The sequence below is a fragment of the Streptomyces sp. ATLC9 genome, from assembly GCF_057196705.1.
The window spans coordinates 1-22,524 of the sequence record NZ_JBXUOY010000060.1; the positions used below are offsets into that span (position 1 = coordinate 1).

Below are 22,524 nucleotides of genomic sequence, written 5' to 3' on the forward strand. Positions count from 1 at the left end.
CCCCAGACCTGCCCGGCGGCCACGAGCACCGCGGCGGCGCCCAGCGCGCCGGCGGTCAGCGCGGCGCCCAGCGCGCGCCGCGTGCCCGGGGAGGCTTCCGTGGGCTCCTCGGTCCGGGGTGCGGGCTCGGGGGAGGAAGGGGGCGTGTGCGGGGAAATCACTCCACCACGCTACCGCCGAGCCGTCCGGCGGTGTGCACCGCCCTGAGCACCGCCGCGGCCTTGTTGCGGCACTCGGCGTCCTCCGCCGCCGGGTCGGAGTCGGCCACGACCCCGGCGCCCGCCTGGACGTACGCCGTCCCGTCGCGCAGCAGCGCGGTGCGGATGGCGATGGCGGTGTCGGCGTCGCCGGCGAAGTCCAGATAGCCCACGCAGCCGCCGTACAGACCGCGCCGGGCCGGTTCCAGCTCCTCGATGATCTGCATCGCGCGCGGCTTGGGCGCACCGGAGAGGGTGCCCGCCGGGAAGCAGGCGGTGAGCGCGTCGAAGGCGGTGCGGCCCTTCGCCAGCCGCCCGGTGACCGTGGAGACGATGTGCATCACATGGCTGTAGCGCTCGATGGACATGAAGTCCACGACCTCGACGCTGCCGGGCTCGCAGACCCGGCCCAGGTCGTTGCGGCCCAGGTCGACGAGCATCAGGTGCTCGGCACGCTCCTTGGGGTCGGCCAGCAGCTCCTCGGCCAGGGCCGCGTCCTCCCGCGGGGTGGCGCCGCGCGGGCGGGTCCCGGCGATGGGGTGCATCATCGCCCGCCCGTCCTCGACCTTCACCAGGGCCTCGGGGCTGGAGCCGACGACGTCGAAGCCCTCCAGGCGCAGCAGGTACATGTACGGGCTGGGGTTGGTGGCGCGCAGCACGCGGTAGACGTCCAGCGCGCTCGCCGGGCAGGGTGCCTGGAAGCGCTGCGAGGGCACCACCTGGAACGCCTCGCCCGCGCGGATGCGTTCCTTGATCTCCTCCACGGCCCCCCGGTAGGCCGCCCCGCCCCACAGGGCCGCGTACTCGGGCAGCTCCGGCGCCGGCAGCGAGGCGGCCATGGCGGGCGCGGGCCGGGCGAGGTCGGCGGCCATGGCGTCCAGACGGCGCACGGCGTCGGCGTGGGCCTCGTCCACCCCGGTGTCGAGGTCGTTGTGGTTGATGGCGTTGGCGATCAGCAGCACCGTGCCGTCGCGGTGGTCGAGGACCGCGAGGTCGGAGGTGAGCATCATGGTCAGCTCGGGCAGCCCCAGGTCGTCGCGGGCGCTGTCGCCGATGCGCTCCAGACGCCGCACGGTGTCGTAGCCCAGGTAGCCGACCATGCCGCCGGTGAAGGGCGGCAGGTCGGCGTCGCGGTGCAGGTCGCGGGGGGTGTGCAGGGCCTCGACGGTGGCGCGCAGGACCTCCAGGGGATCCCCGCCCGCGGGGACGCCGACGGGCGGGGCGCCCAGCCAGTGGGCCTGCCCGTCGCGCACGGTGAGGGTGGCGGAGGTGCGTACGCCGACGAAGGAGTAGCGCGACCAGGTGCGTCCGTTCTCCGCCGACTCCAGCAGGAAGGTGCCGGGGCGCTCGGCGGCGAGTTTGCGGTACAGCGCGATGGGGGTGTCGCCGTCCGCGAGCAGGCGCCGGGTGACCGGGACGACGCGGCGGTCCTTGGCCAGCGTGCGGAAGGTCTCCAGGTCCGGGGAGGCGCCGGGGGAGGTGGCCTGGGCTGTCATGCCGGGCTCCCCTCCCACGCCGCCGCGGGACCGCCCAGCGGCAGTTCACCGGCGTCGAAGCAGGTGCGGTCCCCGGTGTGGCAGGCGGCGCCCACCTGGTCGACCTTGACCAGCACGGTGTCGCCGTCGCAGTCCAGGGCCACGGACTTCACGTGCTGGACGTGCCCGGAGGTGTCGCCCTTGGCCCAGTACTCGCCGCGGCTGCGGCTCCAGTAGGTGCAGCGGCCGGTGGTGAGGGTGCGGTGCAGGGCCTCGTCGTCCATCCAGCCGAGCATCAGCACCTCACCGGTGTCGTACTGCTGGGCGATGGCGGGCACCAGGCCGTCGGCGGTGCGCTTGAGGCGGGCGGCGACGGCGGGGTCGAGTGGGGATCGGGGCATGGGGTCATTGTGCCGTCGCGGCGGCGCTCACCGCGAACCCCGCCCGGGAACCGGGACGGACGTGGCCCGCGGCGCGCACCGCACGGCGCTGTGGCAGTGTTGTGACGCACCCGGGATTTGGCATGTCCGTGCTGTACGGCATTCTTCCGCCATGAGCTATCCACCGCCGCCCGACGGCGCGCGCAATCCCGGCCCAGGCGGCGCTTTCGGTCCGCCGCAGGGCTTCGGCCCGCCCGCGGGCGGTTACGGCTACCCGGCTCCGGGAGGCCCGCCCGGACCGCCCGGAGCCCCTGGCGGGTACGGCGGACACGGCTATCCGGGCGCACCCGGCGGTCCCGGTGCGCCCGGTCCCTACCCTCCCCCGCCGGGCGGAGGCGGCGGGGGCAACGGCGGGAGGATCGCGGCGATCATCATCGCCGCGGTGGTCGTCGCGGGGCTGATCGTCGGAGGCGTGCTGCTGGCCGCCGGCGGCGGGAGCGGCGGGAACCGGGCGGAGCCGAACGGCGCGTCCAGCGCCCCGGCCTCTCCCGACCCCTCCCCCACCGCCGAGGCGGGCGACGAGCCGGCACGGGAGCCCTCCACGGACGCGCCCGCGCCCGAGGTGACGACGATGCCCAGCGACCTCGTGCTGTACGTGGTACTCGACCCGGGCGCCTGCTTCGACCACCCGGCGCTGAGCAGCGACGTCACCGAGGTCGAGGAGCGGCCCTGCGACGAGCCCCACGACGGCGAGGTGATCGCCAACGAGACGATCACCGGGGACTTCGGCACCCAGGCGGAGCTGCGGAAGGAGGTCATGTCGCTGTGCAAGGCGGACGTGGAGAAGCGGCTGGCCCGGATGCCGCAGGACAGGACGTACTACTACTACGCCATCTTTCCGACGCTGCTGACGTACAACCGGGGTGAGGACCAGGTCACCTGCTCCCTCACGCTCAGCAACGAGGTGGACGGCCCGGAGCTGGACGCACCGCTGCCGGACTGACCCGGGCGCGGTGCGTGGCGTGGGTCGGCGCACGGTCGTAGGGTGGCCGTATGTCGACCCACGCCCGGCGCGAACGCCTTCTGCTCGCCGACCTGTTGGAGACCTACGGGCCCGAGGCGCCCACCCTGTGCGAGGGGTGGCGGACCAGGGAGCTGGCGGCCCATGTCGTGGTGCGCGAGCGCCGCGCGGACGCCGCCGGCGGGATACTCCTCAAGGCGCTGCGGCCCCGGCTGGAGCGTGTGCAGCAGGAGTTCGCGGCCAAGCCCTACGAGGAACTGATCCAGCTCGTCCGCACCGGCCCGCCGAAGATGTCGCCCTTCTCCCTCAAGCAGGTCGACGAGGCGGCCAACACCGTGGAGTTCTTCATCCACGGCGAGGACGTCCGGCGGGCCCGGCCGGACTGGACGCCGCGCGAGATCGACCCGGTCCTCGCCGACGCCCTGTGGCGGCGGCTGGAGACCACCGCCCGCGCCTACGGCCGCCGGTGCCCGGTCGGCCTGGTGCTGCGCCGCCCCAACGGCCAGGTGGCGGTGGCCCGCAAGGGCGCCCCGGTGGTCACCGTCACGGGCGAGCCCGGTGAACTGCTGCTCTTCGTCTCCGGCCGGCAGGACTCGGCACGGGTGGAGCTGGAGGGCGACGAGAAGTCCGTGGCGCGCGTACGCGAGGCGAAGCTCGGCCTCTGACACCCGTCCCGGCGCCCTTCCGGCCGGGCTCCGTTCAAGCCGGCGGCGAACGGCACGGCACGGAGGTCCTCCACGTGGTCGGCTTCGGCGGCGGGGCCCGGGTGGTGGCCGCGCCCGGGCACACCGACGGCAGCATCGCGCTCCATCTTCCCGCGCACGGGGTGCTCTTCGCGGGGGACGCGATCGCGAACGTGGAGGGCCGCACCATCCTGGGGGTGTTCAACCTCGACCGCGCCCGCGCGATGGAGTCGTTCCGCCGGCTGGCCGCCCTGGAGACGGAGACCGCCTGCTTCGGGCACGGCGCCCCGATCCCCCGGGAGGCGGGCGCGGCCCTGCGCGGGGCCGAGCGGGCCGCGGGTGACGGCGCCTGAGGCGGACGGGCCGTCCGGGCCACCGGTCAGCGCACCGGGTGGCCGGCCTCGCGCAGGGCGTTCTTGACCTGCCCGATGCGCAGGTCTCCGAAGTGGAAGACGCTCGCGGCCAGCACCGCGTCCGCGCCCGCCTCCACCGCCGGGGCGAAGTCGGCGAGCTTCCCCGCCCCGCCGGAGGCGATGACGGGGATGGTGACGTGCTTGCGGACGGCGCCGACCATGGCGATGTCGTAGCCGTCCTTGGTGCCGTCGGCGTCCATGGAGTTGAGCAGGATCTCCCCGGCCCCCAGTTCGGCGGCCCGGTGCGCCCATTCCACCGCGTCGACACCGGTGCCGCGCCGGCCGCCGTGCGTGGTGACCTCGAAGCCGGAGGGCGTCACCGTCCCCTCCGGGCAGCGGCGGGCGTCCACCGACAGCACCAGCACCTGGCTGCCGAAGCGCTCGGCGATCTCCCGGATCAGTTCCGGGCGGGCGATGGCGGCGGTGTTGACGCCCACCTTGTCCGCGCCCGCCCGCAGCAGCTTGTCCACGTCCTCGGTGGTGCGCACGCCGCCGCCCACCGTCAGCGGGATGAAGACCTGCTCGGCGGTGCGGCGCACCACGTCGTAGGTGGTCTCGCGGTCGCCGGAGGAGGCGGTGATGTCGAGGAAGGTCAGCTCGTCGGCGCCCTCCGCGTCGTACACCTTCGCCATCTCGACCGGATCGCCGGCGTCGCGCAGGTTCTGGAAGTTGACCCCCTTGACGACCCGGCCGCCGTCCACGTCCAGGCAGGGGATGACTCGTACGGCCAGGGACACTTAGGCGTGCTCCTTCGGTGTGCGGAAGGCTTCGATCTCCACCTCGACCAGTACGCGCGAGTCGACGAAGCCGGAGACGACCACGAGCGTCGCGACGGGGCGGACGGAGCCGAACACCTCGCGGTGGGCGCGGCCCACCTCCTCCACGTCGCGCGCGTGGGTTATGTACATGCGGGTGCGGACGACGGAGCGGACGTCCAGGCCGAACGGCTCCAGGGCCGCCACGGCGCGCTCGAAGGCGGTCATGGCCTGGACGTACGGATCGCCCTCGCCCTGGATCGCCCCGTCGACCAGGGGCATCGTGCCCGCGACGAGGATCCGGTCGCCGATCTCGACGGCCCGGGCGAAGCCGATGGTCTCCTCCCAGGGGCTGTCGCCGCGCACGCGCCGGAGCCGCCGGCCGTCTCCGCCCGTCTCCCCGTCTGCGCCGTTCTGCCGTCCCACCGCCGCGGACTCCGTCATCGGGACACTGCCTCCAGGGCCTCTTCCAGGGTGAACGCCTTGGCGTAGAGGGCCTTGCCCACGATGGCTCCCTCGACCCCCTCGGGCACCAGGGTCGCGATCGCGCGCAGGTCGTCGAGGGAGGAGACGCCGCCGGAGGCGACGACCGGACGGTCGGTGGCGGCGCAGACGTCCTTCAGCAGCTGGAGGTTGGGACCCTTGAGGGTGCCGTCCTTGGCGATGTCGGTGACGACGTAGCGGGCGCAGCCCTCGGAGTTCAGGCGCTCCAGCGTCTCGTAGAGGTCGCCGCCGTCGCGGGTCCAGCCGCGCCCGCGCAGGGTGGTGCCGCGCACGTCGAGGCCGACGGCGATCTTCTCGCCGTGCTCGGCGATCACCTTGGCGACCCACTCGGGGCTCTCCAGGGCCGCGGTGCCCAGGTTCACCCGGGTGCAGCCGGTGGCCAGCGCGGCGGCCAGGGAGGCGTCGTCGCGGATGCCGCCGGAGAGCTCGACCCTGATGTCCATGGTGCGGACGACCTCGGCGATCCGCTCGCGGTTGTCACCGGTGCCGAACGCGGCGTCCAGGTCCACCAGGTGCAGCCACTCCGCTCCCGCCCGCTGCCAGGCCAGGGCGGCCTCCAGCGGGTCGCCGTAGGAGGTCTCGGTGCCGGACTCGCCGTGCACGAGGCGGACGGCCTGTCCGTCGCGGACGTCGACGGCGGGGAGGAGTTCCAGACGGTGGGTGCTCATCAGCGGGCGGTCCTAAGATCCTGGGGGTCGGTGTGGTGGCGGGTGGGGCTAGAGGGTGCTGACCCAGTTGGTCAGCAGTTGCGCGCCGGCGTCGCCGGACTTCTCGGGGTGGAACTGGGTGGCCCACAGCGGGCCGTTCTCCACGGCGGCGACGAACCGCTCGCCGTGGGTGGCCCAGGTGACCCTGGGTGCCGCCATGGCGGGGTTGGTGGGCTCAAGCTCCCAGTCGTGCACGGCGTAGGAGTGCACGAAGTAGTAGCGGGCGTCGGCGGGCAGGCCCGCGAACAGCCTGGAGTCCCCGGGCGCCTCGACGGTGTTCCAACCCATGTGCGGCACGACGTCCGCCTTGAGCGGGCCGACCGTGCCGGGCCACTCGTCCAGGCCCTCGGCCTCGACGCCGTGCTCGATGCCCCGGCCGAACAGGATCTGCATGCCGACGCAGATGCCCATCACCGGGCGCCCGCCGGCGAGCCGGCGCTCGACGACCCAGTCGCCGCGGGCCCTGCGCAGACCCGTCATGCAGGCGGCGAAGGCGCCGACGCCGGGCACGAGCAGCCCGTCGGCGTTCATCGCGGTGTCGTAGTCGCCGGTGATCTCCACCTCCGCGCCGGCCCGGGCCAGGGCGCGTTCGGCCGAACGCACGTTGCCGAAGCCGTAGTCGAAGACGACGACCTTCTTCCTCTCCGTCATGACCACACCTCCAGACGCAGGATTCCGGCGATCAGGGACAGGGCGGCTCCGACTCCGAGCAGGGTGATGACCCCCTTGGGCATCCGCTGTCTCCAGAAGGAGATGGCACCGCCGAGCAGGAAGAGCCCCACGAAGATCAGCAGGATGGAGACACCGCTCACGGTGTTCCTCCGTTCTCTCCCTGTACCTCCGGCACAGTGGTGCCCTCGCCCCCGCCCGCGCGGCACAGCGCGGGCATCACCGCCGGCAGCGGCCCGGCGGCCACGCGCGCGACGTTCACAGCGTTCCTTCCGTTCACTTCTCCGCCCGCGCGGCACAGCGCGGGCATCACCGCCGGCAGCGGCCCGGCGGCCACGCGCGCGACGTTCACAGAGCACCCTTGGTGGAGGGGATCCCCGTCTGGCGCGGGTCGATCTCGCTGGCGTAGCGCAGCGCGCGGGCCAGCGCCTTGAACTGGCACTCCACGATGTGGTGTGCGTTGCGTCCGTAGGGGACGTGGACGTGCAGGGCGATCTGCGCCTGGGCGACGAAGGACTCCAGGATGTGCCGGGTCATCGTGGTGTCGTAGCTGCCGATCATCGGTGCCATGTTCTCCGGCTCGCTGTGCACCAGGTACGGCCGCCCCGACAGGTCCACGGTCACCTGGGCGAGGGACTCGTCCAGGGGCACCGAGGCGTTCGCGAAGCGGACGATGCCGCGCTTGTCGCCCAGCGCCTGCCGGAAGGCGGCGCCGAGCGCCAGCGAACTGTCCTCGATGGTGTGGTGGCTGTCGATGTGTAGGTCGCCCTCGGTCTTGACCGTGAGGTCGAACAGCCCGTGGCGGCCGAGCTGGTCGAGCATGTGGTCGTAGAAGCCGACCCCGGTCGACACGTCGGCCTTCCCGGTGCCGTCGAGGTCGATCTCGACGACGACGGAGGTCTCCTTGGTGGTGCGCTCGACGCGACCCACACGGCTCATCGGTTGTTCTCCTTCAGTACTGCGCGTACCGCGTCGAGGAACGCGTCGTTCTCGGCCGGAGTGCCCGCGGTGACCCGCAGCCGGCCCGGCACTCCGTTGTCCCGGACCAGCACGCCCCGCTCCAGCAGCGCCTGCCACACCGCGTGGGCGCCGCCGGGGCCGTCGAAGTTCCCGAACTGCACGAAGTTGGCGTCGGAGTCGGTGACCTCGCAGCCCACCGCCCGCAGCTCGGCCACCAGCCGGTCCCGCTCGCCCTTGAGCTGCCGGACGTAACCGAGGAGTGTGTCGGTGTGTTCCAGCGCGGCGAGCGCGGTGGCCTGGGTGACGGCGGACAGGTGGTACGGCAGGCGCACCAGCTGGACGGCGTCGACCACTGCCCGGTGGGCGGCGAGGTAGCCCAGCCGCAGTCCGGCGGCGCCGAACGCCTTGGACATGGTGCGCGAGACCACCAGGTTCGGGCGGCCGTCGATCAGCGGCAGCAGCGAGGGCCGGTGGCTGAACTCGCCGTACGCCTCGTCGACGATCACCATGGCGGGCCGGGCGGCCTGGGCGGCTTCGTACAGGGCCAGCACGGTCTCGGCGTCGACGGCCGTGCCGGTGGGGTTGTTGGGCGAGCAGACGAAGACCACGTGCGGGCGGCGCTCCGCGATGACCGTCCTCGCCGCCTCCACGTCGATGGTGAAGTCCTCGTCGCGCGGCCCGGAGATCCAGCCGGTGCCGGTACCGCGGGCGATCAGGGCGTGCATCGAGTACGAGGGCTCGAAGCCGATCGCGGTGCGCCCCGGGCCGCCGAACGCCTGGAGGAGCTGCTGGAGCACCTCGTTGGAGCCGTTGGCGGCCCAGACGTTCTCCGTGGCGACCTCGTGCCCGGCGGTGCGGGTGAGATAGCGGGCCAGCTCGCCGCGCAGCTCGACCGCGTCGCGGTCGGGGTAGCGGTTGAGCTCGCGGGCGGCCGCGGCGACACGCTCGGCGACGCGGGTCACCAGCGCCTCGGGCAGCGGGTAGGGGTTCTCGTTGGTGTTCAGCCGTACGGGCACGTCCAGCTGCGGCGCCCCGTAGGGGGACTGGCCGCGCAGCTCGTCCCGGATGGGCAGGTCGTCGATGCCGCTCACTTTCCCTGGGGCACCTTCCAGTCGAACCTCGCCTTGAGGGCCGCCCCGTGCGCGGGCAGGTCCTCGGCCTCCGCCAGGGTGACCACGTGGTGGGCCACGTCGGCCAGCGCGTCGCGGGTGTAGTCCACGACGTGGATGCCGCGCAGGAAGGACTGCACGGACAGTCCGGAGGAGTGGCAGGCGCAGCCGCCGGTGGGCAGCACGTGGTTGGAGCCGGCGCAGTAGTCGCCCAGCGAGACCGGGGCCCAGGGGCCGACGAAGACCGCGCCCGCGTTGCGGACCCGGGCGGCGACGGAGGCGGCGTCCTCGGTCTGGATCTCCAGGTGCTCGGCGGCGTAGGCGTCCACCACCGCCAGGCCCTGGTCCAGGTCGTCCACCAGGATGGTGCCGGACTGCCGTCCGGCCAGCGCCTCGGCGATGCGCTCGGCGTGCTTGGTGGAGGCCACCTGGGAGGTCAGCTCGGAGTCGACGGCGTCGGCCAGCGCCTCGGAGGGGGTGACCAGGACGGCGGCGGCCAGGGTGTCGTGCTCGGCCTGGCTGATCAGGTCGGCGGCGACGTGGCGTGCGTCGGCGGTGTCGTCGGCGAGGATCGCGATCTCGGTGGGGCCGGCCTCGGAGTCGATGCCGATGCGGCCCTTGAGCAGGCGCTTGGCCGCGGCGACCCAGATGTTGCCGGGGCCGGTGACCAGCTGGACGGGTGCGCACTCCTCGGTGCCGTAGGCGAACATGGCCACGGCCTGGGCGCCGCCGGCGGCGTACACCTCGTCGACGCCCAGCAGGGCGCAGGCGGCCAGGATCGTGGGGTGCGGCAGCCCCCCGAACCCCTTCTGCGGCGGTGAGGCGACGGCCAGCGAGCCGACCTCGGCCTCCTGCGCGGGCACCACGTTCATCACCACGGACGACGGGTAGACGGCCCGCCCGCCGGGCACGTACAGGCCCACCCGCTCGACGGGCACCCACCGCTCGGTGACGGTGCCGCCGGGGACGACGCGGACGGTGGAGTCGGTGCGCCGCTGGTCGCGGTGGACGATCCGGGCACGGCGGACGGACTCCTCCAGCGCCGCCCGCACCGCGGGGTCGAGGTCGGCCAGTGCCTTGTCCAGGGCCTCGGCCGGGACCCGTACGCGCTCCAGCCGCACGCCGTCGAAGCGCTCGTTGTACTCGATCACCGCAGCCGTGCCGCGATGGTGCACCGCGTCGCAGATCGGCCGCACCTTCTCCAGGGCGGCCTCGACGTCGAGTTCGGCTCGGGGCAGCAGCTCCCGCTCGACCCCGGCGGCGGCGAGGTCGCGTCCGCGCAGGTCGAGTCGGGTCATGGATACGGATCGAAGCACGTGTCCCAGTGTCTCAGACGCGATCCGGTGCCCGGCGCCCCGTATCAGTGCGTGATACGCGGTACGGGTGGGCCCTGGGAGGGCATTCAGATGTCAGTGCTGACCGATAGCGTCGCAACCGTCACGCAGTGCTTTCTGCGACTTGGGGGACACGTCGTGAGTGATGTTCCGAACAACGGGGATCCGCCGCCCGGCATCCTGCTGACCACCGCGGAGTGGGGCATGTGGCAGGCCTTCCGCAACGGCAGCGAGCATGACCTGCGCTCGGGCGAGGCGGAGCTGGACGACCCGAACGGCGACCACGCGTGGGGGCCGCAGCGGACGGTGCGGGCCCGTGTCGTCGCCCTGCTCCTGCTGCACGGCCCGCCGCCGCTGCTCGGGCGTGTCGCGTCCCTGCAGCTGACCGGCGTGTACGTGACGGGTCGGCTGGACCTGTCCGGCGGGACGGTCGAGCCGTACTTCGAGTTCCGGCAGTGCCGCTTCGAGCAGGAGGTGCTGCTGCACGAGTGCCGGCTGGTCACCGCCCGCATGATCGACTGCCACATACCCCGGCTGGAGGCCGCCCGGATGAGCACCGAGGGCGACCTCCACCTGCCGCGCTGCACCATCCCCGGCGGCGTCCGGATCACCGACGCCTCCATAGGCACGGACCTGATGCTCAACGAGATGACGGTCGGCCGCGGGGAGCGTGTGCGGTCGCTTTCCGCCGACGGGATCCAGGTCGCCCAGGACCTCCAGGCCAGCCTGATGCTCGCCCAGGGGGAGGTGGGCCTGCGCGGCGCGGAGATCGGCGGCTCGCTGTTCATGTACGGCAGCGTCCTGCGCAGCGGCAACGGGCAGTACGCGCTGTACGCACCGCAGATGACCGTTGAGCACTTCGCCCACTTCGCCTCCTCCGGCCCGCGCCGGCTGCCGGTCGTCCACGGCACCACACCGCCGGGCGGCACCTCCTGGCCGCCTCCGGACGAGCACAGCCACATGGTGCGGCGCGTCAAGCGCTTCGAGTGCACCGGCGGGGTGAAGCTGGACGACGGGAGGTTCGGGGACTCCCTGGTGCTGGACGACGCGCGCTTCAACCTCCAGCGCGACCAGGAGCTGTCGCTGCGCCGCGTCCAGACCCCGGAGCTGTGCTTCACTCCCGAGCGGCCAGGCGGCGGGCGGGTGGTGCTCGCCGGGGCGACCGTGGACAACCTGGTGGACAGGGTGGAGAGCTGGCCGGTGGACGAGGGGCTGTGGATGGCCGGGTTCACCTACCAGAACCTCATCCCGCGCGGCCGCTTCACCCTCGCCCAGCGGTTGCGGTGGCTGGAGACGGCGACGCCGGAGTACGCCCCGGAGCCCTACGAGCAGCTCGCGGCGGTGATGCGCAGCAGCGGGGAGGACGCGGACGCGCGCGTGGTGCTGCTGGCCAAGCAGCGCCGTCGCCGCGAGACGCTGCCGCTGGCCGCCAAGCTGTGGGGTTACCTGCAGGACTGGACGGTCGCCTACGGCTACCGGCCGGGCCAGGCCGCCCTGTGGATGGCGGTGCTGTGGGCCTCGGGCACGATGCTGTTCGTCCGGCGGCCCCCGGCTCCGCTCAAGCCCGGGGAGTCGCCGCACTGGAACGCCCCGCTGTACGTCCTGGACCTGCTGCTGCCGGTGATCGACCTGGGTCAGGACAGTCACTGGAGGCCCGCGGGCGCCTACCAGTGGACGGCCGCGGCGCTGATCATGCTCGGCTGGGTGCTGGCCACCACCGTCGCGGCCGGTGCCACCCGGCTGCTGAGACGCCAGTGAGCGCGCCGGGCGGACGGATGTGGCGGGCGCGTGCGGCGGGCGGGTGGCGGATGACGGAGGCGTCCCGCGGCGGGGAGGCCGTAGGCTGCGGCTGTGACCACCACGCGCCTACCGATCTTCCCCCTCAACACCGTGCTGTTCCCGGGGCTGGTACTGCCGCTGAACATCTTCGAGCAGCGGTACCGCGCCCTGATGCGCGACCTGCTGGAGATCCCCGAGGACGCACCGCGCCGCTTCGGGGTGGTCGCCATCCGGGACGGCCGCGAAGTCGCCCCCACCGCGACCGGGATGCCGGACCCCACGGCACGGGCCGCCGCCGGGCCGGCCGCGGGCTTCGGCCCCGACCCGATGCGTGCCTTCCACACCGTGGGCTGCGTCGCCGACGCCACCTCCATCCGTGAGCGCTCCGGCGACGAGGAGGCCGGCGGGGAGCGGGAGGGCGGGACCGGGGACGGCTACGAGGTCCTCGCCACCGGCACCACCCGCTTCCGGCTGCTGTCCGTGGACGCCTCGGGGCCGTATCTGGTCGGCGAGGTCGAGGAGCTGGCGGAGGACGGCGGCGAGGGGGCGGGTGCGCTCGCCGCCGGCGTGCTGCGGGCCTTCCGCGCCTACCAGAAGCAGCTCGCCGGCGCACGGGAGAGGACCCTGGCCGGCGGCCAGGAGCTGCCGGACGAGCCGTCGGTGGTGTCGTACCTGGTGGCCGCCGCCGCCGCCCTGGACACCCCGACCAGGCAGCGGCTTCTGCAGGCTCCGGACACCGCCACACGGCTGGCCGAGGAGCTGAGGATCCTCAGGCGCGAGACGGCGCTGATCGGCAGGCTCCCGTCCGTTCCCGCGGCGGACCTCACCCGCGTGCCGACCAGCCCGAACTGACACAGCCCGAACCGGCACGGCCCGAACCGCACGGCCCGAACCGCACAGCCCGAGAACCGGTGTGCCGCCGGGGCACGGCGACCGCACACCGAACACCGCACACCGACCGACGCGAGGCACGGCGAGCATGGCCAGGAAGAAGCAGAAGGCGGGGGCCGGAGGCACCCCGGCGACGGTGGCCGCCACGAAGGCGGGCGTGGACTTCACCCTCCACTCCTACGAGCACGACCCGGCGGCCCCCTCCTACGGGGCGGAGGCCGCCGAGGCTCTCGGGGTCGCCCCGGAACAGGTGTTCAAGACGCTCGTCGCGGATGTCGACGGCGCGCTGACCGTGGCGGTCGTCCCCGTCTCCGGCTCGCTGGACCTCAAGGCGCTGGCGGCGGCGGCCGGCGGCAAGCGGGCCGCGATGGCGGACCCGGCCGCGGCCGAGCGCGCCACGGGCTACGTGCGCGGCGGGATCTCGCCGCTGGGTCAGCGCAGGGCGCTGCCCACGGTGGTGGACGCCTCGGCTCAGGGACACGCCACGGTCTGCGTCTCGGCCGGGCGCCGGGGTCTGGAGATCGAGCTGACCCCCGCCGATCTGGTGAAGCTCACCGGCGCGGTGACGGCGCCGATCGCCCGTTCCCGGTAGCCGCTCCACCCCGGTCCGGGGCCGCACCGGAAGCCGTGAGCGGGGCGGCGGACGGAGCGGTGCACCGGCCGCCGGGGGCCTCACGCCCCCGGCCGGTCCTCCGCGACGTCCGGCGGCGGACCCCATCCGGGGTGGGGCGGGTGCGCGGGCTCGGGATCCCGGAGGCCGAACAGGGACGTGAGGGCCAGATGGACGCCCAGTGCGGCCAGCGGCCACGCCAGCAGCGCCCCCTTGGCGTGGAGCTCCAGCGGGGCGTCGAAGACCCTGCCCTCGCCCACGGCCCCGGCCCGGGCGGCCACGTCCTGGTCCGGGCCGAGCTGCACGCCCAGCCACCAGGCCAGCAGTGAGCCCGCCAGCGCACCGGCGGCCAGACCGATCACCACGCCGACGCCGCCGCGGCGCCGGGCGAGGAAGACCGCGGCCCCGCTCAGCGTGCCGAGGCCCAGGGCCAGCAGGACGAACGTGCCGTCCGCGCCGACCGTCTCCTCGCCCTCGGAGTCCCTGAGATAGACGGCGGTGCCGTCGGAGATCAGCGGGACCCTGGGCGCCAGCCACAGCCACAGCAGCCCGAGCACCACTCCCAGGGCCGCCACGGCCGCCGCCACCGCCACCGCTTCGAGGGCCTCCCGGCCGGCCGGGGCGCCCGCGCCCCCGCCCTCGCCGGGGTCCTTGCCGTGCGGGGCGCTCCCCCAGGGGTCGTAGGACTGGTCCGGCCGGGACGGGCCGTGGTTCGGGGAGGGAGGCGTCGGTGCGGTCACCCTGCCATCGTGCCAGGCCCGGCCCCCGGTCCGCCCGGCGGTACCGCGCACCGCGATCACCCGGCCGGGGCGGCGGCCCCCCGCGGCGGCCGGTGGTCAGCGCACCGCGGCCCGGCGGTACGCCCAGGCCGCGGCGGCCAGCGCCGCGGCCCCGACGGCGGCGCACACACCGAGGTCGAGGACCACCTCGTCCCAGCGCGGCCGGGGCCCGAGGACGGCGGCCAGCGCCTCCACACCGTACGTCGAGGGCAGCAGGTCCCTCAGCAGCCGGACCGGTTCCGGCAGTCCTCCGGCCGGGAGCACGCCCAGCAGCAGGGCCGCGGACATGCCGAGCTGCCCGCAGAGCGTGGCGAGTTCCTGGCGGGGCGCGAGCAGGCCGAGGGCCGCGCCGAGTCCGGCGAGCGCCGCTCCGGCCAGCGGCACCACCGCGGCCAGGAGCCACAGGCCGTCCAGCGGAAGCCCGTAGAGCAGGCAGCCGGCCACCGCGGTGAACGCCGTGCCGGGCGCCGTGAAGGAGGCGTACGCGCCGGCCGTGCCCAGCACCACCGCGGCGGGCGGCACCGGCAGGGTGGCGTAGTGGTCCAGGCCCCCGGAGGCGCGCAGCTGGCCGAAGTACTGGGCGAGGAGGTTGAGCGCGACGAAGGCGACCACCAGCACGCTGGAGCCGGCCACCACCGCCCGCGCCTCCTCCCCGGGGCCTCCGTCGACGACCCCGCGCATCAGGACCATGATCCCGACCGACTGGAAGGTCGCCACGAACAGCAGCGGGATGCGGGCCACCCGCGCCCGGGAGAGCTGCGCCCGGTAGACGGCGCCCAGGGCGGGCCACAGTCCCGCGCCCGGGGCCAGCGGGGCGGCTCCCGTCCCCTGCTCCTTCCCGCCGGCCCCGGCGGCCTCCCGCCGGGTCCTCGCCACAGCCGTGCTCACACCTTCACCAGACCTTCCGTGTGTCCCCCCAGCGCCAGGTAGACGTCCTCCAGGCTCGGCGTGGCGAGGGTGAAGTCGTCCAGTGCGGCGAACGCCGGGCCGCCGGTGACGGCGGCGACCGCCGCACGCGCCTCCTCGGGGGGCAGCCGCAGCGTCCAGCGGCGGCCCGTCTGCACGGCGTCCGGGCGCAGCGCGGCGACCTCGGGGACCTCCAGCGGCGGCCGGTCGCGCCACACCAGCTCCAGCCGCACGTCCTCACCGACCATGGCCTTCAGGCCGGCGGGGGTGCCGCAGGCGACCGCCCTGCCGCGGTCCATCACCACGACCCGGTCCAGAACCAGCTCGGCCTCGATGACGTTGTGGGTCACCAGGATCACCGTGGCCCCGCGCTCGGCCCGCCGCCGGTCGACCGCCGCCCACACCGCGCGCCGCGCGACGGGGTCCATGCCGGTGGTCGGCTCGTCCAGCACCAGCAGGGACCGCTCCCCCACCAGCGCCGCCGCCACACAGGCCAGCCGCCGCTGGCCGCCGGAGAGCCGTTTCAGGGGGCGTGAGGCGATCGCGCCGAGCCCCAGTTCCTCCAGGACCCCGTCGCTCTCACGGCGCGCGGCCGCCGCGCCCAGACCGCGCAGCCGCCCGGTGGTCTCGGCCGCCAGCGCGACGGTCAGCTCGTCCAGCGCGGTGGACTCCTGGCCGAGGTAGGCCAGCAGCCGCGCGGCCCGCCGCGGATGGCGGACCAGATCGTGGCCGAGGACGTCGACGCGCCCGGAGTCGGGGCGCAGCAGCCCGGTGAGCTGCCGCACCAGGGTGGTCTTCCCGGCGCCGTTCGGGCCGAGCAGACCGAAGACCTCGCCGTGCCGGACGGTCAGGCTGACGCCGTCGCTGGCCCGTACGGCGGGGGTGGCCGGGGTGCCGCGGCGGCCGCGCCGGGCGGGGTAGGTCTTGACCAGATCGCGGACGCGCACGGCGGCCGGCCCCGGCCCGTCCGCGCTGCCCACCGCGTCGCCCACCGTCTGCCCAGTGCCCGTACTCACGAGCTACGAGGGTACGCGCCCGGCGCGGGATCACTCCGCGGCGGGTGCGCGTTCCCTCGTGGTGCGGGCGTCGACCTCGCGCCAGAAGCCCGCGCGGATCGCGTAGCGGTCGTGTTCGTCGATCTGGTCGTCCTTGTGCGCGAGCAGGCCGAAGCGGGCGGCGTAGCGCAGCAGCTCGCCGTCGATGCGGTGCGGGATGCGGGGGTACTCGCCCGACAGCGTCCTCAGGTGGGCGGCGGTGGCCAGCCGCTCGATCCAGCGGCGGGCGAAGACCTGGCCGACCTCGAAGGGGTCGCCGCTGACGGTGGTGATGTCCTCCTCGCGGTCGGCCCACCGCTGCTCGGCGGTGGTGAGCTGGGCCAGCATCGGCAGGGCGGCGGCCTCGGGGGACTCGGGGGCGGCGCTCCGGTCGACCCAGCCCTTGTCGGAGGACCAGCGCAGGGTCGCGCCGGCGGGGGCGGGGGAAGTGTTGTGGGGCTGCACGGCGGGCCGGCCGAGTCCGGCGAGGTCCTTGGGGGTGGGCACGCCCCTGCCGTGGCCGGTGTCGGCGGACCGCTCCCCTTCTCCCGCGAGACCTTCCCCGAGGCCGTCCGCAGGCTCCCGGGCCGCTTCCTCGCCGAACTCCCCGGGGAGAGGGGCCTCTGCACCGCTCCCGCCCGGGGCCTGCGTCTGGGCCGGGGCCGGGACCTGGACCGCCCTGCCTCCGGTGCCCGCGGCATCCGCGGCGCCCGCCGCGGAGACGCCCGTGGAGCCGGAGGCTGCCGCGGCGTTCCCGCCGGAGGGGGCGGGTTCGGGCAGCGGGGCGGAGAGGATGGCGGCGATCTCGGGCTGCTGGGGCGGGCAGATCCCGGTGAGGTCCCTGGCCCGTACGGCGCGGGTGATCCATTCCCGGTCCAGAACGCGCCGCTCGTCGGCCTCCGCGACCAGGTCCTCGGACTGGTTGTAGTCGCCGTCGGCGGCCTGGACCGCCCACAGGTGGACGGCGACACCGTGCTCCTTGGCGGACATCAGTCCGGGCAGCAGGTCGCCGTCCCCGGTGACCAGCACGATGTCGGCGCAGGCGCGGTTGCGGGCCAGCTCCGTCAGCTCGGCGTGCATGGCGGCGTCCACGCCCTTCTGCGCCCATCGCCCCTCACTGCGGGTCAGGGCGCCGAGCCGTACCGTCACACGCGGCATCACCCGCAGCCGCCGGTGCTCGGGCTGGGGCACCCGGTCGGGGGCGCCGTCGAACCAGTAGATGCGCAGCAGCCGGCAGCCCGTGTCCTGCTCGGCCCGTTCGCGCAGCCCCTGGATGAGCAGGGAGTGGTCCACGGTGATCCGGGAGCGCGCGGGCTCGCCCGCCAGGAGGCTCGCGGCGGCGCCCAGGAGATATCCGGCGTCCACCAGGACGACGCAGCGGTCCACGCTCCACCCACTCTCGGTACGACCGGCACGACTGGCACGACCGGTGCGGCCGCCGGGGCCGGTGACGTCTGGCACGGCCGCGGCACGTTCGCCCCGGCCACGCTTCTTCGAGTCTGTTTCGAGTCTGCCCGACCGTACAGGGCTTATGGGCTCCGCCTCGATCTTCGGCGTGGCGGGGGCCGGTGTCCACAGTGCGGGAGATCCCTTCCGGCCGGCAGGGACGAGCACCGAGGGTTATCGCCCGGGATGCGCGCTGTGCGGACGCGTGCGACGCTGGGCACGGCCCATCGTTCCGAGATCCGCGCAGGAGGCGATCGTGGGCAAGCGCAAGAAGGACGGCCGGGAGCGGCGCGGCGGGCGCACCGCCGCCGAGGAGGCGCAGGAGCGGTCGAGGACCACCGCCGAGCGGATGGCGCGGACGCAGCCGGCCGCGCAGGGCACACCCGCCGACGTGGCGCGCAAGCACCGCAGGCGCTTCGGCCACAACTGACACCGGCCGGCGGCCGCGCACGGCACCGCGGCGGCCACCGCACGGGGCGTCCCGGAAGGATCCGGGGCGCCTCGTCACGTGTACGGCCCCTCCGGCCGGTTCCGGCCCGCCTCAGCCGGCCAGGCAGGAGGGGCCGAGCAGCGCCTTGAGGTCGCCGAAGAGCGCGGGGTCGGCGGTGACCCGGTGCCGGTCCAGGCGCAGCACCGTGGTCTTGCGGCTGCCCTGGAGCCTGACCCGTACCTCGGTGGAGCCGCGGTGGTGGGTGAGCACCTCCCCCAGCCTCTCCACCAGCGGCGGGGTGACCTTGACGGTGGGGATGGTGATGGTGACGGGCGCGTCGGAGGCGGCGTCCGACAGATCGGGGACCATCAGCTCCATGGCGACCAGCCGGGGGATGTCCTCGCGCTTGTCCAGGCGTCCCTTGACGAAGACCACCGCATCCTCCACGAGCTGGGTGGAGACGAGCTGGTAGGTGGCGGGGAAGAACATGCAGTCGATGGAGCCCGCCAGGTCCTCCACGGTGGCGATCGCCCAGGCGTTGCCCTGCTTGGTCATCTTCCGCTGGAGCCCGGAGATGATCCCGCCGATGGTGACGATCGAGCCGTCGGAGAAGTCTCCGCCGGTGAGCTGGGAGATCGCCGCGTCCGTCTTGTCGGCCAGCACGTGTTCGAGTCCGAACAGCGGGTGGTCGGAGACGTAGAGGCCGAGCATCTCACGCTCCTGGGCGAGCAGGTAGCTCTTGTCCCACTCCTCGGGGGAGAACTCCACGTCCATGCCGAAGCCGGGGCCGCTGTCGGAGGACTCCTCGCCCATCCCGCCGAAGAGGTCGAACTGCCCCTCGGCCTCCTTCCGCTTGACCTGCACCACGTTGTCGATCATGGTCTCGAAGTGCGCGGTCAGGCCCTTGCGGGTGTGGCCCAGTTCGTCGAAGGCGCCGGCCTTGATCAGCGACTCGACCGTGCGCTTGTTGCACACCACCGCGTCGACCTTGTCCAGGAAGTCGGGGAAGGAGGTGTACCTCCCCTTGGCCCTGCGGCAGGCGACGATCGAGTCCACCACGTTCTGGCCGACGTTGCGCACGGCGGTCAGCCCGAAGACGATCGTGTCGTCTCCGCGCGGGGTGAAGTTCGCCTCGGACTCGTTGACGTCCGGCGGCAGCACCTTGATGCCCATGCGACGGCACTCGTTGAGGTAGACCGCCGACTTGTCCTTGTCGTCGCGCACCGAGGTCAGCAGGGCGGCCATGTACTCGGCCGGGTAGTTCGCCTTGAGGTAGGCCGTCCAGTAGGAGACCAGTCCGTACGCCGAGGAGTGCGCCTTGTTGAAGGCGTATCCGGCGAAGGGCACCAGCACGTCCCACACGGCCTGGACGGCCTCGTCGGAGTAGCCCTTCTCCCGGGCGCCCTTCTGGAAGTTGACGAACTCGGCGTCCAGGACCTCCTTCTTCTTCTTGCCCATCGCCCGGCGCAGCAGGTCGGCCTGTCCGAGGCTGTACCCGGCGAGCACCTGGGCGGCCTTCTGCACCTGCTCCTGGTAGACGATCAGGCCGTAGGTGACGTCGAGGACCTCCTTGAGAGGCTCCTCCAGCTCCGGGTGGATCGGGGTGATCTCCTGCTGCCCGTTCTTGCGCAGCGCGTAGTTGATGTGGGAGTTCATCCCCATCGGGCCCGGCCGGTACAGGGCCGAGACCGCGGAGATGTCCTCGAAGTTGTCGGGCTTCATCATGCGCAGCAGGGAGCGCATGGGGCCGCCGTCGAACTGGAAGACGCCCAGGGTGTCGCCGCGCTGGAGCAGCTCGAAGGTCGTGGGGTCGTCCAGCGTGAGGTCGAGCAGGGTGATGTCGACGCCCTTGTTGGCCTTCACCAGCTTGACGGCGTCGTCCATGATCGTGAGGTTGCGCAGGCCCAGGAAGTCCATCTTCAGCAGGCCGAGCGACTCACAGGTGGGGTAGTCCCACTGGGTGACCACCGCGCCGTCGTTCTTGGGACTGAAGACCGGCACGTGGTCGATCAGCGGCTCGCTCGACATGATCACGCCCGCGGCGTGCACGCCCATCTGCCGCACCAGGCCCTCGATGCCGCGGGCCGCGTCGATGACCTTCTTCACGTCCGGCTCGTTCTCGTACATCCCCCGGATCTCGCCCGCCTCGTTGTAGCGGGGGTGCTTGGGGTCGGTGATGCCCGACAGGGGGATGCCCTTGCCCAGGACGTCGGCGGGCATCGCCTTGGTGATGCGGTCGCCCATGGCGTACGGGTAGCCGAGCACCCGGGCGGAGTCCTTGATCGCGGCCTTCGCCTTGATGGTGCCGTAGGTGCCGATCTGGGCGACCTTGTCGGCGCCGTACTTCTCGGTCACGTAGCGGATGACCTCGCCGCGCCTGCGCTCGTCGAAGTCGATGTCGACATCGGGCATGGAGACGCGCTCGGGGTTGAGGAACCGCTCGAAGATCAGCCCGTGCTCGATCGGGTCGAGGTCGGTGATGCCCATGGCGTACGCCACGATCGAGCCGGCCGCGGAGCCGCGGCCCGGGCCGACGGCGATACCGTTGTTCTTGGCCCACATGATGAAGTCGGCGACGACCAGGAAGTAGCCGGGGAACCCCATCTGGACGATGACGTCCATCTCGTAGTCTGCCTGCTTCTGCCGGTCCTCGGGGACGTCGCCGGAGTACCGGCGGGCCATGCCGCGGCGGACCTCCTCGCGGAACCAGGACTCCTCGGTGTGGCCCTCGGGGACGGGGAAGCGGGGCATCAGGTCCTGCTTCTCGAACCATCCGTCGGCGTCGATCTGCTCGGCGACCAGGAGGGTGTTGCGGCAGCCCTCCTGCCAGGCGTCGGAGGAGTCGATGGCGTACATCTCCTCCGTGGATTTCAGGTAGTAGCCCGAGCCGTCGAACCGGAAGCGGTCGGGGTCGGAGAGGTTCTTGCCGGTCTGGATGCACAGCAGCGCGTCGTGCGCCTCGGCCTCGTGGGAGTAGGTGTAGTGGCTGTCGTTGGTGACCAGCGGGGGGATGCCCAGCTTCCTGCCGATCTCCAGCAGTCCGTCGCGGACCCGGCGCTCGATCTCGATGCCGTGGTCCATCAGCTCCAGGAAGTAACGGCCCTTGCCGAAGATGTCCTGGTAGTCGGAGGCGGCCTTGAGCGCCTCGTCGAACTGTCCGAGCCGCAGCCTGGTCTGCACCTCGCCCGAGGGGCAGCCGGTGGAGGCGATCAGGCCCTCGGAGAACTCGGCGATCATCTCCCGGTCGGTCCTGGGCCACTTGACGAAGAAGCCCTCCATGTAGGCGTCCGATGAGAGCCGGAAGAGGTTGTGCAGGCCGGCCTTGTTCGAGGCCCAGATCGTCTTGTGGGTGTAACCGCCGGAGCCGGAGACGTCGTCGCGCTTCTGGTGGGGCTGGCCCCACTGGACGCGCCGCTTGTACCGCCGCGACTGCGGGGCGACGTAGGACTCGATGCCGATGATCGGCGTGATGCCCGCCTTGGTGGCGTGCTGGAAGAAGTCGTAGGCCCCGTGGAGGTTGCCGTGGTCGGTCATGGCGATGTGCGTCATGCCCATCTCCTGACACGCCTCGAACATGTCCTTCAGCCGCGCCGCACCGTCCAGCAGGGAGTACTGCGTGTGAACGTGCAGGTGTGTGAACGGCGGTTTGGCCACGGCGGAGGACCTCCAACGAGCGGGCTTGCGGCAGTTCCGAACGGCTCCGAAGTCTACGTCCAGGAGCCGGCGGGAACCCGCCGCCCGGCGGGTGCGGCGGGTTCCCGCCGCGTGCCGCCCACCCGGCCGCCGCCGCGCGCCCGGAAGCCCCTTCGGGATCCCGTACGCCCCCTGCCGCGGAACCTCCGGCGCCACACGGGTCGCACCGCCCCCGCCGCGGCCGCGGGTGTCCTTCGTGTTGCGATCCTCACCCGGCGCCCGTTCTTTAGGCACTTCTTAGCGGCAGCCGTGGCACACTCGGCTGCGATGGGCAGGACCGGTCTCTCCGACACAGGCATCCGGGCGGTGCGCGCCGCGGTCTTCACCGCGCTGTGCCTCGTCCTGTCCGCGGGTGCCCATGTGCTGCTCTCGGCAAACCCTGTTCCGTACCCGGCACTCCTCGCGGTCGGCGCGGCGGTCTTCGCGATCGCCTTCGCGCTCGCCGGACGCGAGCGGGGCTTCCGGGCGATCGCCGCGCTGCTGGTGCCGCTGGAGCTGGCCGCCGACACCGTCTTCACCACCGGGCAGCACGCCTGCTACGGGCAGGCGGGCGGCCCGGTGGCCGGGCCGCTGCGCGCGGTCGGCCTGGACCTGCTGTGCGCGGGCGGCGACCTAGGTACGCCACTGGCGCGGATGACGGCCTCCGGCGCCTCCCCGCTGCCGGTGGCCGCCCATCCGGCCGCCCCGTGGCTGCTGCTGGCCGCGCATGTGGCCGTCGGCCTGGCGGCAGCCGCCTGGCTGCACCGGGG

At 73.4% G+C, this 22,524-nt stretch carries 22 protein-coding genes and 1 pseudogene; 8 read left to right on the forward strand and 15 right to left on the reverse strand.

Annotation, left to right across the window (positions count from 1 at the left end; translation table 11 throughout):
• Positions 1 to 157: 157 nt before the first annotated feature.
• Together AC2CJA_RS09475 and hisI are read right to left on the reverse strand one after the other, a co-directional pair.
• Entirely contained in the window at positions 158 to 1,693 is a 1,536-nt protein-coding gene (locus AC2CJA_RS09475; RefSeq protein ID WP_484602219.1) for an anthranilate synthase component I, read from the reverse strand.
• A complete protein-coding gene (hisI, locus tag AC2CJA_RS09480) occupies positions 1,690 to 2,073 on the reverse strand; it encodes a phosphoribosyl-AMP cyclohydrolase (protein WP_484602220.1) in 384 nt (127 codons plus the stop codon). The genes AC2CJA_RS09475 and hisI overlap by 4 nt, the downstream gene beginning before the upstream one ends.
• Before the next feature lie 151 nt (positions 2,074 to 2,224).
• Between hisI and AC2CJA_RS09485 the strand changes: the two genes are divergently transcribed.
• The 3 genes and pseudogenes from AC2CJA_RS09485 to AC2CJA_RS09495 all read left to right on the forward strand — a co-directional run.
• A complete protein-coding gene (locus AC2CJA_RS09485) occupies positions 2,225 to 3,055 on the forward strand; it encodes a hypothetical protein (RefSeq protein ID WP_484602221.1) in 831 nt (276 codons plus the stop codon).
• A 50-nt stretch (positions 3,056 to 3,105) separates the two neighbouring features.
• Complete coding sequence (locus AC2CJA_RS09490; protein WP_484602222.1) at positions 3,106 to 3,738, forward strand: TIGR03085 family metal-binding protein; 633 nt, start codon at positions 3,106 to 3,108, stop codon at positions 3,736 to 3,738.
• A gap of 2 nt (positions 3,739 to 3,740) precedes the next feature.
• Positions 3,741 to 4,109: pseudogene (locus tag AC2CJA_RS09495) on the forward strand (MBL fold metallo-hydrolase); the annotation flags it as partial.
• A gap of 26 nt (positions 4,110 to 4,135) precedes the next feature.
• Here the strand turns inward: AC2CJA_RS09495 and hisF are convergent.
• From hisF to hisD, 8 genes are all read right to left on the reverse strand, one after another.
• Positions 4,136 to 4,906: an imidazole glycerol phosphate synthase subunit HisF gene (gene hisF, locus AC2CJA_RS09500; RefSeq protein ID WP_484602223.1), complete on the reverse strand. Its 771-nt coding sequence runs from the start codon at positions 4,904 to 4,906 to the stop codon at positions 4,136 to 4,138.
• Positions 4,907 to 5,368, reverse strand: coding sequence for a RidA family protein (locus AC2CJA_RS09505; RefSeq protein WP_484602224.1), 462 nt, complete (start codon positions 5,366 to 5,368; stop codon positions 4,907 to 4,909).
• Positions 5,365 to 6,096: a bifunctional 1-(5-phosphoribosyl)-5-((5-phosphoribosylamino)methylideneamino)imidazole-4-carboxamide isomerase/phosphoribosylanthranilate isomerase PriA gene (priA, locus tag AC2CJA_RS09510; RefSeq protein ID WP_484602225.1), complete on the reverse strand. Its 732-nt coding sequence runs from the start codon at positions 6,094 to 6,096 to the stop codon at positions 5,365 to 5,367. Before priA ends, AC2CJA_RS09505 begins: the two co-directional genes overlap by 4 nt.
• Positions 6,097 to 6,144: 48 nt before the next feature.
• A complete protein-coding gene (gene hisH, locus AC2CJA_RS09515; protein WP_484602226.1) occupies positions 6,145 to 6,786 on the reverse strand; it encodes an imidazole glycerol phosphate synthase subunit HisH in 642 nt (213 codons plus the stop codon).
• Positions 6,783 to 6,947 carry a hypothetical protein gene (locus tag AC2CJA_RS09520; protein ID WP_484602227.1) on the reverse strand — a complete coding sequence of 55 codons (165 nt, stop codon included), beginning with the start codon at positions 6,945 to 6,947 and terminating at the stop codon, positions 6,783 to 6,785. The genes hisH and AC2CJA_RS09520 overlap by 4 nt, the downstream gene beginning before the upstream one ends.
• A 205-nt stretch (positions 6,948 to 7,152) precedes the next feature.
• Positions 7,153 to 7,743 (reverse strand): imidazoleglycerol-phosphate dehydratase HisB, encoded by a 591-nt coding sequence (hisB, locus tag AC2CJA_RS09525; RefSeq protein ID WP_484602228.1) that lies wholly within the window; start codon positions 7,741 to 7,743, stop codon positions 7,153 to 7,155.
• Positions 7,740 to 8,855, reverse strand: coding sequence for a histidinol-phosphate transaminase (locus AC2CJA_RS09530; RefSeq protein ID WP_484602229.1), 1,116 nt, complete (start codon positions 8,853 to 8,855; stop codon positions 7,740 to 7,742). Before AC2CJA_RS09530 ends, hisB begins: the two co-directional genes overlap by 4 nt.
• Entirely contained in the window at positions 8,852 to 10,171 is a 1,320-nt protein-coding gene (hisD, locus tag AC2CJA_RS09535) for a histidinol dehydrogenase (protein WP_484602230.1), read from the reverse strand. Before hisD ends, AC2CJA_RS09530 begins: the two co-directional genes overlap by 4 nt.
• 174 nt (positions 10,172 to 10,345) lie before the next feature.
• Between hisD and AC2CJA_RS09540 the strand changes: the two genes are divergently transcribed.
• The 3 genes from AC2CJA_RS09540 to ybaK all read left to right on the forward strand — a co-directional run bounded on the left by AC2CJA_RS09540 (position 10,346) and on the right by ybaK (position 13,469).
• The gene (locus AC2CJA_RS09540; protein ID WP_484602231.1) at positions 10,346 to 11,965 is read left to right on the forward strand and encodes an oxidoreductase; all 1,620 of its coding nucleotides are present in this window, start codon (positions 10,346 to 10,348) and stop codon (positions 11,963 to 11,965) included.
• 93 nt (positions 11,966 to 12,058) lie between these two features.
• Positions 12,059 to 12,838 carry an LON peptidase substrate-binding domain-containing protein gene (locus AC2CJA_RS09545; RefSeq protein ID WP_484602232.1) on the forward strand — a complete coding sequence of 260 codons (780 nt, stop codon included), beginning with the start codon at positions 12,059 to 12,061 and terminating at the stop codon, positions 12,836 to 12,838.
• A 127-nt stretch (positions 12,839 to 12,965) separates the two neighbouring features.
• Complete coding sequence (gene ybaK, locus AC2CJA_RS09550) at positions 12,966 to 13,469, forward strand: Cys-tRNA(Pro) deacylase (protein ID WP_484602233.1); 504 nt, start codon at positions 12,966 to 12,968, stop codon at positions 13,467 to 13,469.
• A gap of 80 nt (positions 13,470 to 13,549) precedes the next feature.
• Here ybaK and AC2CJA_RS09555 read toward each other — a convergent pair whose 3' ends face one another.
• From AC2CJA_RS09555 to AC2CJA_RS09570, 4 genes are all read right to left on the reverse strand, one after another.
• Complete coding sequence (locus tag AC2CJA_RS09555) at positions 13,550 to 14,227, reverse strand: hypothetical protein (protein ID WP_484602234.1); 678 nt, start codon at positions 14,225 to 14,227, stop codon at positions 13,550 to 13,552.
• A gap of 96 nt (positions 14,228 to 14,323) precedes the next feature.
• Entirely contained in the window at positions 14,324 to 15,154 is an 831-nt protein-coding gene (locus tag AC2CJA_RS09560; RefSeq protein WP_484602235.1) for an ABC transporter permease, read from the reverse strand.
• Positions 15,151 to 16,152 (reverse strand): ABC transporter ATP-binding protein, encoded by a 1,002-nt coding sequence (locus tag AC2CJA_RS09565; protein WP_484602240.1) that lies wholly within the window; start codon positions 16,150 to 16,152, stop codon positions 15,151 to 15,153. The genes AC2CJA_RS09560 and AC2CJA_RS09565 overlap by 4 nt, the downstream gene beginning before the upstream one ends.
• Before the next feature lie 66 nt (positions 16,153 to 16,218).
• Positions 16,219 to 17,592, reverse strand: coding sequence for an NYN domain-containing protein (locus tag AC2CJA_RS09570; protein ID WP_484602236.1), 1,374 nt, complete (start codon positions 17,590 to 17,592; stop codon positions 16,219 to 16,221).
• Positions 17,593 to 17,908: 316 nt separating this feature from the next.
• Here AC2CJA_RS09570 and AC2CJA_RS09575 point away from each other — a divergent pair, with 316 nt between their 5' ends.
• Positions 17,909 to 18,082, forward strand: coding sequence for a hypothetical protein (locus tag AC2CJA_RS09575; protein WP_484602237.1), 174 nt, complete (start codon positions 17,909 to 17,911; stop codon positions 18,080 to 18,082).
• A gap of 111 nt (positions 18,083 to 18,193) precedes the next feature.
• On the opposite strand, the gene dnaE is transcribed toward AC2CJA_RS09575, so the two are convergent.
• Positions 18,194 to 21,736: a DNA polymerase III subunit alpha gene (dnaE, locus tag AC2CJA_RS09580; protein WP_484602238.1), complete on the reverse strand. Its 3,543-nt coding sequence runs from the start codon at positions 21,734 to 21,736 to the stop codon at positions 18,194 to 18,196.
• A 306-nt stretch (positions 21,737 to 22,042) separates the two neighbouring features.
• On the opposite strand from dnaE, the gene AC2CJA_RS09585 reads away from it, so the two are divergent.
• On the forward strand, positions 22,043 to 22,524 hold a 482-nt coding region (locus AC2CJA_RS09585), incomplete at its 3' end, for a hypothetical protein (protein WP_484602239.1).